Source organism: Actinomadura chokoriensis, from assembly GCF_041463665.1.
Taxonomy (GTDB): domain Bacteria; phylum Actinomycetota; class Actinomycetes; order Streptosporangiales; family Streptosporangiaceae; genus Spirillospora; species Spirillospora chokoriensis_A.
The window spans coordinates 15,813-28,384 of record NZ_JAXCEJ010000046.1 but is presented as its reverse complement, the minus strand read 5'-3'; the positions used below and the strand labels follow the sequence as shown (position 1 = coordinate 28,384).

The 12,572-nt window shown below is 72.0% G+C and carries 13 protein-coding genes; 10 read left to right on the top strand and 3 right to left on the bottom strand.

What is annotated here, in order from left to right; genetic code table 11:
• Nucleotides 1-118 precede the first annotated feature (118 nt).
• Entirely contained in the window at nucleotides 119-1,054 is a 936-nt protein-coding gene (locus tag SM418_RS37215; RefSeq protein WP_371946350.1) for a helix-turn-helix domain-containing protein, read from the bottom strand.
• Between the two features lie 182 nt (nucleotides 1,055-1,236).
• Between SM418_RS37215 and SM418_RS37210 the strand changes: the two genes are divergently transcribed.
• Nucleotides 1,237-1,779 (top strand): hypothetical protein, encoded by a 543-nt coding sequence (locus tag SM418_RS37210; RefSeq protein ID WP_371946349.1) that lies wholly within the window; start codon nucleotides 1,237-1,239, stop codon nucleotides 1,777-1,779.
• A gap of 179 nt (nucleotides 1,780-1,958) precedes the next feature.
• The gene (locus SM418_RS37205; protein ID WP_371946348.1) at nucleotides 1,959-3,197 is read left to right on the top strand and encodes a cytochrome P450; all 1,239 of its coding nucleotides are present in this window, start codon (nucleotides 1,959-1,961) and stop codon (nucleotides 3,195-3,197) included.
• Here the strand turns inward: SM418_RS37205 and SM418_RS37200 are convergent.
• Nucleotides 3,152-3,430 (bottom strand): hypothetical protein, encoded by a 279-nt coding sequence (locus SM418_RS37200; RefSeq protein WP_371946347.1) that lies wholly within the window; start codon nucleotides 3,428-3,430, stop codon nucleotides 3,152-3,154. The two genes, SM418_RS37205 and SM418_RS37200, sit on opposite strands and share 46 nt — an antisense overlap.
• A 9-nt stretch (nucleotides 3,431-3,439) precedes the next feature.
• Here SM418_RS37200 and SM418_RS37195 point away from each other — a divergent pair, with 9 nt between their 5' ends.
• The 5 genes from SM418_RS37195 to SM418_RS37175 all read left to right on the top strand — a co-directional run bounded on the left by SM418_RS37195 (nucleotide 3,440) and on the right by SM418_RS37175 (nucleotide 8,799).
• Entirely contained in the window at nucleotides 3,440-3,724 is a 285-nt protein-coding gene (locus SM418_RS37195; RefSeq protein WP_371946346.1) for a GlsB/YeaQ/YmgE family stress response membrane protein, read from the top strand.
• A 282-nt stretch (nucleotides 3,725-4,006) separates the two neighbouring features.
• Nucleotides 4,007-4,294, top strand: coding sequence for a DUF485 domain-containing protein (locus SM418_RS37190; protein ID WP_371946345.1), 288 nt, complete (start codon nucleotides 4,007-4,009; stop codon nucleotides 4,292-4,294).
• On the top strand, nucleotides 4,291-5,955 hold the full coding sequence (locus SM418_RS37185) for a monocarboxylic acid transporter (RefSeq protein ID WP_371946344.1): 1,665 nt from the start codon (nucleotides 4,291-4,293) through the stop codon (nucleotides 5,953-5,955). The genes SM418_RS37190 and SM418_RS37185 overlap by 4 nt, the downstream gene beginning before the upstream one ends.
• A 206-nt stretch (nucleotides 5,956-6,161) precedes the next feature.
• Nucleotides 6,162-8,399: a S8 family peptidase gene (locus SM418_RS37180; RefSeq protein ID WP_371946343.1), complete on the top strand. Its 2,238-nt coding sequence runs from the start codon at nucleotides 6,162-6,164 to the stop codon at nucleotides 8,397-8,399.
• Between the two features lie 109 nt (nucleotides 8,400-8,508).
• Nucleotides 8,509-8,799 (top strand): SHOCT domain-containing protein, encoded by a 291-nt coding sequence (locus tag SM418_RS37175; protein WP_371946342.1) that lies wholly within the window; start codon nucleotides 8,509-8,511, stop codon nucleotides 8,797-8,799.
• A 139-nt stretch (nucleotides 8,800-8,938) separates the two neighbouring features.
• Here the strand turns inward: SM418_RS37175 and SM418_RS37170 are convergent, their stop codons facing one another.
• The gene (locus SM418_RS37170; RefSeq protein ID WP_371946341.1) at nucleotides 8,939-9,550 is read right to left on the bottom strand and encodes a MarR family winged helix-turn-helix transcriptional regulator; all 612 of its coding nucleotides are present in this window, start codon (nucleotides 9,548-9,550) and stop codon (nucleotides 8,939-8,941) included.
• Between the two features lie 322 nt (nucleotides 9,551-9,872).
• On the opposite strand from SM418_RS37170, the gene napA reads away from it, so the two are divergent.
• The 3 genes from napA (at nucleotide 9,873) to SM418_RS37155 (ending at nucleotide 12,553) form a co-directional block, all read left to right on the top strand.
• Nucleotides 9,873-10,199, top strand: coding sequence for a nucleoid-associated protein NapA (napA, locus tag SM418_RS37165; RefSeq protein ID WP_371946340.1), 327 nt, complete (start codon nucleotides 9,873-9,875; stop codon nucleotides 10,197-10,199).
• 18 nt (nucleotides 10,200-10,217) lie between these two features.
• On the top strand, nucleotides 10,218-11,039 hold the full coding sequence (gene otsB, locus SM418_RS37160; RefSeq protein ID WP_371946339.1) for a trehalose-phosphatase: 822 nt from the start codon (nucleotides 10,218-10,220) through the stop codon (nucleotides 11,037-11,039).
• A gap of 362 nt (nucleotides 11,040-11,401) precedes the next feature.
• Entirely contained in the window at nucleotides 11,402-12,553 is a 1,152-nt protein-coding gene (locus SM418_RS37155) for a hypothetical protein (RefSeq protein WP_371946338.1), read from the top strand.
• Nucleotides 12,554-12,572: the final 19 nt, after the last annotated feature.

The following is a 12,572-nucleotide window of genomic DNA, read 5'->3' as shown; positions in this document are numbered from 1 at the left end:
TTCCGTATCGGTCACATCACCGCGTGTCACACACTGGTGATACCGCCCGCTCCCGCCCCGGCGGGGGGGAATCACACGATCGTGACCAGCGGCAACTGATCTGAACTACGAACAGGGCCTAGTGGCCGGGGATGGTGAACAGCTGGCCGGGGGCGTGTTCGTCGCAGGGCAGCTGGAGTACCTGGGCGCGGACGGCGGGGGCTCCTTTCACTCCGACGCAGAGTTCGTGGTCCTTGGGGCGTAGCTGGACTCCGCCCGCCAGTCTGTGGAGGGTGAAGCGGTCCGTTTGGATGCGATCGCAGGTGTCGTCGGACAGGGGGGTGCCCGGTTCGAAGGAGGCGTCCACAACTCCCATGCAGCCCGGGCCGAACTCCGGGTGCTGCGTGGTGACGCGCCAGAACTCGCCGTCTTGCGTGAGTCGGCGTGCCGGGAAGCTCTGCTCGCAGGTCGCGAGGAATATGAGCCCCGTCTTGTCGTTCGGCCGCTCCGAGAGGCACAGCCCACCGAGTTCGAGGGTCAGGCCCGATGCGGCGGGCGATGGGGTCGGCGTCTGGGGGTGGCCGTCCGAGCTCTCGGACGGACGGGTGAGGACGGCGCCGACGGCGAGCGCGGCCACCGCGAGGGCCGCGGTGAAGACGGCGGTGCTCCGGCTCGGCGGGCGGTGGGGCGATGCCGAGTCTTCCGGTGGGGCCGGTCGGCTCTCGTTTGGCTCGGACGAGGCGGACGAGCCGGACGGGGTAGGCGGGGTGGACGGGACGGACGGTTCGATGGGCATCGGGTGGAGGAGGCGTTCCCGGGCCGTCAGCCAGCGGGTCACGTCACCGCCGCAGACCTGGACGAGCGCCGCCACGACGTCGCGCCGGGGCACGGTGTTCCGGTGCAGGGCCGTGGCCAGGGTGGACGCCGGGAGCGGAAGCCCGCCCTCGGCTGAAGTGCGCCGCTCGATTTCCTTGTAGGTCAGGCCGCTGCGTTCCCGGAGTCTTCGCAGCGCCACGACGAACTGTTCCTCGGTGGTCACCGAAGAAGGATCCAGTTCGGCCTCGTAGTCGTTCACGCGCAGAGTGTGGCAGAACGACCGCGTTCGGGTCCATCCCGAATGCTCGAATGGGTGCAAATCCATGATCAGGACGACTTGAATGCTCGACGTCGGCCGCGTCGGCGTTAGTCGGGATCCCCGCCATTGCGGCACGTAGCGCGAAAGCACTTCGGCTTCCGCGTCGAACAAGAGGAGTGCACATGACCCGGTTCCATGCGATCGGACTCGGCCTGGTGACTGCGGCGGCGCTCGCCGTGAGCGCCGCGCCGGCGATGGCCGCCCCCGCTTCGCCGGCCGCCCCGGTCAAGGCGGCGAAGGGATGCCCGCCCGAGGTCTACTACAAGGTCAAGTCGAAGAAGCAGGTCAGCTACTGGGTGCCCGGCACGAACTTCGTGGACGGCAAGGGCGGGAAGATCACCGGAAGGGTCGAAAAGTCGTACACCAAGTCCGCGACGCTGGAGGCCGGTGCGGAGGCGTCCATCGGAGCGGTGTGGGCCACGGTCAAGGCGAACGTGTCGAAGTCGGCGACCAAGTCCAACACCGTTACGGTGGGGCACTGGTACGAGCACAAGATCAGCAAGAATCGCTACGGGCACCTCCGCTACCGCGTGATCGGCTACAAGGTGCTGCTCGAGAAGTACCGTACTCGCTCGAATTGCAAGGACCAGTTCCTGGACGCCTTCTACGCCAACATCCCGACCAGCAAGGAAGGCTGGAAGTACTGGGAGACGAAGAAGCCGTAGCCCCCGGCGGTGGGCGCCGCCGCTCCGAGCTCGGTCCTGCCGCGGAGGGTCGGGCTCGGTGCGGCGTCCGCGCTGCGGCCGGACCGGCGCGGGCGGCGGAATGGCTTTACGGTGGGTGTATGGGTGCTTTGGGTGTTGCCGGTCCGGGGAACGCAGAGGCCTTCCGGTGGTGGGGGCGGATGGCCCGGGACCCGATGGGGACGTACGGGGGCCTTGCACGGCGGTACGGGGACGCGGTGCGGGTGCCGTTCGGGCCGCGGCGGGCGTTCTTTCTCCTGTCGCGGCCCGAACATGCCGAGCGGGTGCTGGTGGCGAACCAGGACAACTACGTGAAGGCGTTCACCTATCGGCCGTTGCGCGCCGTCCTCGGGGACGGTCTGCTGACCAGCGAGGGCGACATCTGGCGGCGGCACCGGCGGCTGGTGCAGCCGGTGTTCTCGCAGCGGCATGTCGTCGGGTTCGCGCCGCAGATGGTGGAGGCGGCCGTCAGGGGAGTCGAGCGGTGGCCGGACGGGGTGACGCTCGACGCGGCGGCGGAGTTGCGAAAACTCACGCTGGACATCGTCGGACGGGCGCTTTTTGGAAGTGAACTCGCCGGAGAGGCACGGCGGACCGGGCAGGCGCTGGAGGCGCTGCAACGGGCTGCGGTCGTCGGGACGTTCCTTCCGGGTGCGACCGCCAAGCGGGGGTTTTACCGGCGAATGCCCGGGCTCGGGGGCGCGCTCACGTATCTGGACGGGATGGTGCAGAGGGTCGTCGAGGGCTCGTCGGGCGGGGAATTGCTGAATCTGCTCAAGGAGCGGGGAGAACTCGATACCGAGGAACTCCGGGACGAGGTTCTGACGCTCTTGCTGGCCGGGCACGAGACCACCGCGGCATCGCTGGCGTGGACGCTGGTGCTGCTGTCCAGATATCCGGCGGCGAGAGAGCGGCTGGAGGACGAGGTGGACGACGTTCTCGGCGGCAGGGAGCCGAAGGCCGAGGACGCCGACCAGTTGCCGTGGACGAAGGCCGTCCTCTCGGAGGCGATGCGCCTCTATCCGCCCGCGTGGACGATCGAGCGCGATGCCATTGAGGACGATGACGTCGCGGGCGTGAAGGTGCCGGCGGGGTCGACCATTGCCGTCCCGCCTTACCTGATCCACCGGAACGCGGACGTGTGGCCCAATCCGGAGGGCTTCCGGCCGGAACGGTTCATGGGAGAGCAGCAACGTCCCCGATATGCGTATCTGCCGTTCGGGGGCGGTAGGCGTATCTGCGTCGGGGCCGGGTTCGCGATGTTGGAGGCGACGCTGGTGCTGGCCGCGATCAGCCGCACCCATCGGCTGGATCTGGCGCCGGGCGTGACCGTGCCGAGTCGCGCGGAGATCACCTACCGTCCCGCCGGGGCGGTTCCCATGCGCGTCTCCCGCAGATAGCCGGGCCGGACGTCACCCACGGCGGTGTCGGGATGCTGCTCGTCCGGCTGTCCCGTCCACCGCTCTGTGAGCTCGGCGAGGAACTGGCGCACCGGCGCCTCGATCTGGCAGATCGACGGCCTGCGCGCCTCCGCCGCCCAGCAGGGGCGCTCGGCGGCCCAGCGCTGACTTTCGGCGACCTGGACGCCATGGGAGACCGTTCGCCCAGGTGAGGGGCTGTCCGAAGTGGGCACAGGGACGGCATGAACATCACGGGCCTCATCTCGGCGATCATCGTCGGAGTGATCATCGGAGGGCTGGGCCGGCTGCTGCTGCCCGGCCGCCAGGCGATCGGCATCTTCATGACCCTGATCGTCGGCATCGTCGCCGCGATCATCGGAACGGCGATCGCGCAGAGCGTCGGCGTCGCCACGACCCGCGGGATCGACTGGATCGAACTCGTCTTCCAGATCGGCCTCGCCATGATCGGTGTCGCGCTCGTCGAGAGTTTCCGCGCCCGCCGCAGACACCGCCGCTCCCCACGCTGACCACCCGGGTCGCTCACGCCGGGGCCTCCCGCTCCGGCAGACGTTGCCGATCGGCATGGGCACCAGGCGCGGGACGGACGAGGCGGGGTCGGAGCGCAGCGTCGACGCCGCCGTGGACCGGTCCAGGAGGTGCTTCGGGCGGTCAAGGTCGAGACGGAGCGAGGGGTGCGCGGCAACCATCTCGCTAAACACTCACCAAACGGGTCTTGTCGAACGTGAATCTTTGATCTCATAGTGCATTCGCATCGATGCGGAGAGTCATGTTCGGTCACGGGAGGCCCGATGGTGGGGGTACTTGCGCCGGTGGCGGAGTACGAGAGGTTTCTGCTGCTCAGGAGGAGGTTCCGGCGGGTGGCGGCGGTGATCGCCGCCGTCTTCCTCGGGTGGTATTTCGTTTATGTCGGGCTGTCCGCGTTCGCCCGCGGGTTCATGGCGCTGACGGTCGTCGGGCACGTCAACGTCGCGCTGCTGCTCGGCCTGCTGCAGTTCGTCTCGACGTTCGCGCTCGCCGTGGGCTACGCGGTCTACGCGCGGCGGCGGCTGGACCCGCTGGCCGGTGAGCTGCGGTGACCGGACGCACGCTGACGTTCGGGCTCTTCGTCGCGTTCATCCTGATCACGCTCGCCATCACGCTCCGGGCGCGGGCGAACACGCGGGGCGCGGACGACTTCTACGTGGGCGGCCGGACGTTCTCCGGCGCGCAGAACGGGTTGGCGCTCGCCGGCGACTACATGTCGGCGGCGTCCTTCCTCGGCATCGCGGGGATCATCGCGCTGAACGGCTACGACGGGTTCCTGTACTCGATCGGCTTCCTGGTGGCGTGGCTGCTCGCGCTGCTGCTGGTCGAGATGGTGCGCAACGCGGGACGGTTCACGATGGGGGACGTCCTGGCGCGGCGGGTGCGGCGGCAGGCGCCGGTGCGGCGGGCCGCGGCCGTGTCCACCGTGACGGTGTCGGTGTTCTACCTGCTCGCCCAGATGGTCGGGGCCGGGGCGCTGGTGTCGCTGCTGCTCGGCATCCACCGGGGCGAGCGGTTCCTCGGGATGGGCGCCGGCACCGCGAAGACCGTCACGATCGTCGTCGTGGGCGCGCTGATGATCTTCTATGTGGCGCTGGGCGGGATGAAGGCGACCACCTGGGTGCAGATCATCAAGTCCGTCCTGCTGATGGCGGGGGCGGTCGTGCTGACCGCGCTCGTGCTCGGCAGGTTCGGGTTCGACGCCAGCGCGCTGCTCGGATCGGCCGCCGACGCGAGCGGGAAAGGCGAGGCGTTCCTGCGTCCCGGCCAGCGCTACGGGCAGGACGTCCCCGGCGACGCCTACCAGACGATCGTCAACAAGCTCGACTTCATCAGCCTGGCGCTCGCGCTGGTGCTCGGCACCGCCGGCCTGCCGCACATCGTCGGCCGGTTCTTCGCCGTCCCGGACGGGCGCGCCGCCCGGACGTCGGTGTCCTGGGCGATCGGCCTCGTCGGCGTCTTCTACCTGATGACGCTCGCGCTCGGCTTCGGCGCGGCGGCCCTCGTCGGACGGCAGGCGATCGTCGCGCAGGACCCGTCCGGCAACACCGCCGCACCGCAGCTCGCCCAGGCCGTGGGCGAGCACTTCGGCGGGCACGTCGGCGGGGAGATCATGCTGGCGTTCATCGGCGCGGTGGCGTTCGCGACGATCCTCGCGGTCGTGTCGGGGCTCGTGCTGTCGTCGTCGACGTCGCTCGCGCACGACTACTTCGGCCAGGTGCTGATGTTCGGCCGTCCGCGCGAGTCGCAGGAGGTGGCGGTCGCGCGGTTCGCGTCGTTCCTCGTCGGCTCGCTGGCCATCGTCCTCGCGGTGGTGGCGCGGGACCTGAACGTGGCGTTCCTGGTCGCGCTGGCGTTCGCGATGGCGGCGGCGGCGAACGTCCCGGCGATCGTGCTTTCGCTGTTCTGGCGGCGGTTCAACTCCGCCGGCGTCGTCGCCGGCATCTACGGCGGGCTGGGCGGCTCGCTGGTGCTGGTGTTCTTCTCGCCCGTCGTGTCCGGGAAGGTCGATCCGGTGACGGGCCAGAGCCTGTCGCTGTTCCCGGCGGGCGTCGACTTCCACGTCTTCCCGCTGGAGAACCCGGGTCTCGTGTCGATCCCGTTCGGGTTCGCGTGCGCGGTCGCCGGGACCCTCCTCGGACGGGACAAGGCCGACTCCGAACGTTACGACGACCTCTCCGTCCGGGCCCTCACGGGAGCGGGCGCGCACTGACGGCGGCCGGTGCGGCGGGGTGGCGTTTGCCGTTTGCTCGGTCACCGGAGAGTAAAGGACGCCGGGCGGGGGACAGGCGGGACGGAAGATCCATACTGTCCGGGACCATGCCCTAATGTGCCGAGTGCCCGGGCGAGATGCGGTTCGCGTGGCAGAATGTCACCCGCCGTGAAGCGCGGCGGTGGGCCGGAGGGAGGTGCGGCGGCGTGTCCGAAGCCGGTCGACGCCGTCCGGAGCGAGCCCGCCCGGCCCTGTCCCCGTTGCGGTTCGGCGCCCGGACGGCCGCGGCCCTCACCGCCGTCACCCTCGGGGCCGCCGTGGCGGTGCCGATCGCGATGGTCCCCGCCGGGCAGCCGGGGAGGCAGCAGGCCGTGCGCGGGGCGGCGGCCGGGGCGCTCGTCCACGCGCGGACCGACCAGATCCGGGCGCGCGAGTGGCACCTGAAGTCCCTGCGCGCCCAGAACGCCTGGAAGTACTCCAAGGGACGCGGCGTGACCGTCGCCGTCCTCGACACCGGCGTCGACGAGAAGCATCCCGACCTCACCGGCAACGTGACCAACGGCCCGGACCTCACCGGCGGCGTGCGGCGCCCGGGCACCCGCTACTGGGGCCTGCACGGGACGTCGATGGCGAGCATCATCTCGGGGCACGGGCACGGCCCCGGGCTGGCGCAGGGGATGATGGGCGTCGCGCCGCTCAGCCGCGTCCTGTCCGTGCGCGTGACGCTGGAGAACGACGACCCGCTGCGGCGCGACAATGGGCAGCAGACCGTGACCGGCGAGAACGACGCCGTCGCCCAGGGCATCCGCTACGCCGTCGACCAGGGCGCGGGCATCATCAACATGTCGCTCGGCGGCGGGCGCCAGTTCTACAACGGCACCAAGTCCCAGGAGAGCGCGATCAAGTACGCGCTCGCCAAGGGCGTCGTCCTGATCGCCTCCGCCGGCAACGACGGGCCGGGCGCCAACCGCAAGAACTTCCCCGCCGCCTACCCGGGAGTGATCGCGGTCGGCGCCCTCGACCGCCACCTGCGCCTCTGGAAGGACAGCAACCGCCGGTCCCACGCCGCCCTCTGCGCCCCCGGCGTGGACATCGTCAGCGCCGACGCCAGCAACGGCTACGTCGTCGGGACGGGCACGAGCGCGTCGTCGGCGATGGTCGCCGGCGTCGCCGCGCTCGTCCGGTCCCGCTACCCGAAGCTGACTCCGGCCGAGGTGAGGCAGGCGCTCATCCAGGGCTCCCCGGCCCGCCGCGGCCAGCCGACCGGCTCGCCCGCCTGCCGCGGGACGGTCGACGCGCTGCGCACCCTTTACGCCGCACACAAGATCAACAAGACGTCCAGCGGGCCGGTGCAGGCGCCGCCGCCGTCCCCCTCGCCGACGCCGCAGCCGGTCGCGGAGTCCCCCGAGCAGGACTCCGGCTTCCTGCTCCTGCTCGTCCTCGGCGGCGGGGGGCTGCTCGTCGTCCTCGGGCTCGTGCTCGGCTGGCGGCAGCGGCACCGCCCGGAGGAGGACGCCGAGGAGAGCGACGTCGGGGAGAGCTACACGGGGGAGAGCTACACGGGGGAGGACGACGCCGTCCCCGACTACGGCCTGCCGCCCGCTCCCGCCGGTGCGCGCGAACCCGCCCCCGTCATGCTTGGCCAGCCCGCGTCCGGGCCGGCCGCCGGAGACCCGGGTATCGCGCCGGTCAACGTGCCGCTCTGGCAGAACACCCAGGCGTACCAGGGCCCGCCCCTGGAACCCGCGCCCGCTCCTCCGGACGCGCGACCGGCCGACCCCTCTCCCTGGTTCTCGGACGCACGGTCCGGTCCCGTCGAGGAGCCGCTGCCGCCGCCCATCGAGCCGAAACAGCCTCCGGCCAGGCCGCACGAGCTGCGTCCTTTCGTCGCCGGCGAGTACGCGTCCAACGGCACGAACGGGCACGTTCCGGCCAACGGGTCCGCGTCCGGCAGCGGGCATGAGCTCGCCAACGGCCACGGCTTCACCCACGGGCACGAGCTCACCAACGGGCACGAGCTCACCAACGGGCACGAGCTCACCAACGGGCACGAGCTCACCAACGGGCACAACGGGCATGACGTCAACGGCCGCCACGCCAACGGCCGCAAAGTCCCCGCAGCGGACGACGCCCTCGATGACGACGACTGGGAGGCGTTCCGCCGGGGCGCCCTGGGCCTGCCGGAGGAGCCCGAACCGGGTACCGCTTCGCCCTCCGCGGTATCCCCGGAACCGCCGGACGACGCGCCGCCCCCGCCCGTACCTCGCGTGGACGAGGAGGCCACGGGCGTGTTCCCGGCCGTCCCGCCGTCCGGCCCCGCGGACGCCGAACCGCCGCTCGGGCCCGCCCAGCCGGTGGACCGGGCCGACGACGACCCGCACGGACAGCGCTCGCGGGACGCGCGTCCCGCCGAGGACGAGGACTACCGGCCGCCCTGGTGGTGATCGCGGTACTCCGGCGGGCGTAGCGCGAATGCCTCCGGCCGGCCGACGCGCCGCCCCGTACCCGTCGCCGAGCATCGACCTATCCGCACGACAGGAAGGTCGATGAACCATGTTGACGACACTCGCGACGCAGGCCGCGGCGATGCACCCGGGCGGCTGGCACGACGGGAACGCGCCCGCCTTCTGGCCGGTCTTCCCGATCACGTTCGGCCTGTTCTGGCTGGCCGTGCTGGGAACGGTGTTCTACCTGATCCGCCGCCGCACCGGTGGCGGCACGGCGACGGCGACGGCGCCCGACCCGCTCGCCAAGGCGCGCTCGGTCCTGGCCGAGAGGTTCGCCCGCGGCGAGATCGACGAGGACGAGTACCTCAGGCGCACCTCGACCCTCAACACCGACTGACCGCCCACAGCGGGATTCCCGGCAAGCACCGACCGGTGCCCTCCGCAGGACGCCGGTCGGCGCTGTGAGCTGGAAGACAGCGTCTCGCCGGGACGGCTGCGTGGGGGGTGTCCTCGCGCCCTCCGGCAACGGGCGGCGGTCAGTCGGCGGCGGCCTCTTCGAAGATCCGGCCGATGCCGTCCGAGTACTCCGGTGCCTGGGCCGCCGCGTCGGCGAAGCGGGTGAGCAGCCGGGCGAACTCGGTGCGCTCGTCCGCCGTCCAGCCGGCCATGAAGGCGTCGAGGTAGGCGCGGCGGGACCGGTCGGAGACCCGCTTGACGCGCAGCCCGGCCTCGGTCAGCCCGAGGTTGGCGCGGCGCGCGTCGACGGGAGAGGGGCGGCGCGACACGAGCCCGGCGTCGATGGCGTGCCCGACCAGCCGGCTCGCGGTGGACGGGTCGATCTCCAGCCGTTCCGCGACGGCGCCGACCGTCACCTCGCAGGGCCGGGCGTCGCAGTCGGGCTCCGCGGCGGCGGTGAGGGCGGCGACGGCGTTCACCACCATGAGGTTGGACAGTTGCAGCGGCCGCCCGTCCCGCCCGGCGGACGTCTGGGCGCGGATCTGCTTCATGAGGTCGGGCTTGGCCCAGACGCGGCGCAGGTGGAGCAGCGCCGTCGCGATGTCGGCGAGGACGGGGTCGCCCTGCGACTCGGGCGGCACCGGCGCGTCCGGCTCGGCGGGCCGTCCCGTGGCGGGGTTCTGCGTCGCCATGCAGGGTCTCCGTTCGCGTGTCGGACGCCGGACGTGGGATTCCCCACTCTAACGCATGTAGCATGCATATTTTCGGGGCCGTCGGGACGGGTGTTCGGCATGAGACACACGGCGCGAAAGAGCCCCAGGTGAACCGGGATGTGATGCACTGAACCACCGGCCCCCGTTCCCGTCGAACCGCCGGAACTTGTCGGCCCGGACGCGTAGCATGGCACCGCCCGAACCCGGACGACCCGGGATCAGTAACCACAGAGGGGACCTGATGCGAGCGGCGAACGCCCCCGGTGACCCCCGCGGTGACGTCCCCCCACAGGACGGAAGCATGGACGATGGCCGACCCCCGCTACCCCTGACCGAAGACGACGAGGGCGGGGCCGACGACGCCGCCTTCCCGGCGGACCGCCTCTCCGAGCGCGAACGGCAGATCCTGGCCTTCGAGCGGCAGTGGTGGAAGTACGCCGGAGCCAAGGAACAGGCCATCCGCGAGCTGTTCGACATGTCGGCGACGCGGTACTACCAGCTCCTGAACATCCTGATCGACCGACCCGAGGCGCTCGAGTGCGACCCCATGCTCGTCAAGCGCCTCCGCCGGATGCGGTCACAGCGGCAACGCAGCCGCGCCGCGCGCCGACTCGGCATCCGGCCGTGAGCTGACCACACTGGTCAGGTGACCTCTCCCCGCTCTGTGACGGCCGCCGGCGCCGGCGGCCTCGACGCGATCCGCAAGAACCCGGCCGGGGCCGTGCTCGGCTTCGACTTCGACGGCACGCTCGCGCCCATCGTGGACGATCCGGCCTCGGCCCGGGCCCATCCCGGCGCGGCCCCCGCCCTCGCGCGGCTGGCCCCGCTGGTCGGCTCGCTGGTGATCATCACGGGACGTCCCGCGTCCGTCGCCGTCGACTACGGCGGCTTCGACGGCATCGACGGGCTCGTCGTCCTCGGGCAGTACGGGCTCGAACGCTGGGAGTCCGGCGTGCTCACCGAGCCGGAACCGCCGCCGGGCGTCGCCGAGGCGCGCGCGAAGCTGCCCGGCGTCCTCGCGGCGGCGGGCGCCCCGCCCGAGACCTTCGTCGAGGACAAGGGGCAGGCGCTCGCCGTGCACACGCGGCGCTGTGCCGAGCCGGAGGTCGCGCTGGAACGGCTGCGGAGCATCCTCGCCGCGCTCGCCGAGCGGACCGGGCTCACCGTGGAGCCGGGACGCCTCGTCCTCGAACTGCGCCCGCACGGCATGGACAAGGGGATGGCGCTGCGCTCGTTCGTCGACGACCTTCCCGAACGTCCGTCCGCGGTGCTGTTCGCGGGGGACGACCTGGGCGACCTGGCCGCGTTCGACGCCGTCGAGGCGCTGCGCGAGGAGGGCGTTCCGGGCGTGCTGGTGTGCAGCGGGTCGGCCGAGGTGACGGCGCTCGCCGAGCGGGCGGACGTGGTCGTCGACGGCCCGGCCGGCGTGGTCGACTTTCTCGGCGCACTGCTGGACCACCGGTCCTGACCTGCGCGGAACGTTCCCAGGTTGTCGGAGAAGTGACAAGAGTCATATCCGGATTTGTCGGATCTCGCGAGAGTCTGGGGCCAGGTGTAGACCCAGGATCCAACTGCGCCAAAATGTGCTGGACTGCGAGTATGCGCGGTCCACGGGGGCGCCGCGCGAGGACTTGGGGAGGCTTGACGGTGGACATGGAACCGGGAGTCCCACGCCGTCCGGGCGACATCAGGAACACGCCCGCTCACGGCCTTCCCAGGGCCACGCCCCGGGAGGGCATGCCCGTCCAGCCGGCGGGTGCGCCGATCCCGCCCGGTGCCTCGATCTCGCCGGGGGCTCCGATACCGCCGGGGGCTCCGACCCGTCCCATCGTGCAGGCGCCTTCCGCCGCCGCCGGGGCGCCGCCGCGCGTCTGGGGAGCGCCCCCGTCCGGCCCGGCCGAACCCGGCGCCGCCGCACCCGTCCTCCCGCAGCCGGGCGGCCTCCCGCAGCCGGGCGGCCTCCCGCAGACCGTCCACCTGCCCGGTGGCTCGGCGCCCGCAGAGCCTGGCGGCCCATCTGAGACCGGTGGCCGGTCCCGGTCCGGTGGCCTGCCGCCAGGTGTCCGGCCCGGCGGCGTCCCGTCCGGTGATCCGGCTCGGCGTGCCGATGCTGCGGCCTACTCCGCCGGGGGCGCCCAGGTCGGGGACGTGGAGTGGGCCGGGGTGCCGGAGGCGCAGGACGCCTACTCGCAGCGCGAAGAGCGCTCGTCCGCGACGGGGCCGATGGGCGCCCGGGAGACGAGCGGCGTGCAGGTGCGGCTCGGTTCGCGGGAACGGGAGCGGCGGCGAGAGCGCGAACGGGCGGCCGGCCGCCGCGCGGGCCGCCGCAGCGGACTCGTCGCGGCGGGCGTGCTCGTCCTGGCCGGCCTGGTCACGATCGGCCTCCTCCTGACACCGGGGTCGGGGGACGACGACGACGGCGGGACGGACGCGGCGCCGGCCGCGCAGGAGCAGCGGCCGGACGGCGACGGCAAGCTGCCCAAGGCCGGCACGCCGATCACGGTCGGCACCGCCGACGGGGCCAAGTACACGATCGCCGCGGTGGCGAGGGGGGTCAGCGACGGCATGACACCGTCGTCCCAGTCCTCACCGCCGTCCGGGACGTCGTTCGCCTACATCGAGTACATCCTCAGCAACCCGACGGGGAAGAGGGTCCTGCTCGACTTCCCCGGGGACGTGTTCGTCAAGCGGAACCTCGTCACGCCGGACGCGCGGGGGCGGTGCATGCCGCAGGCCGGCGTCCCCGAGGACATGTGCACCCCGCCGACCAAGAGCCAGGTCGTGCGGCGCCTCTCGGGCGGCGAACTGGTCGCGGGGGAGGGCGGCGACAAGTACATGCCGCCGGGCTCGGCGTTCCTTGTGCGCGCCACGCTGGACGTCCCCGTCGAGCACAACATCAAGCGGTCGGACCTGGGCCTCTACGTGTGGAAGCAGCTCTACATGGCCGACCAGCTCGCGAAGCAGGCCCCCTTCCCGCGCTGAACGCGGAACCGCCGTGGCC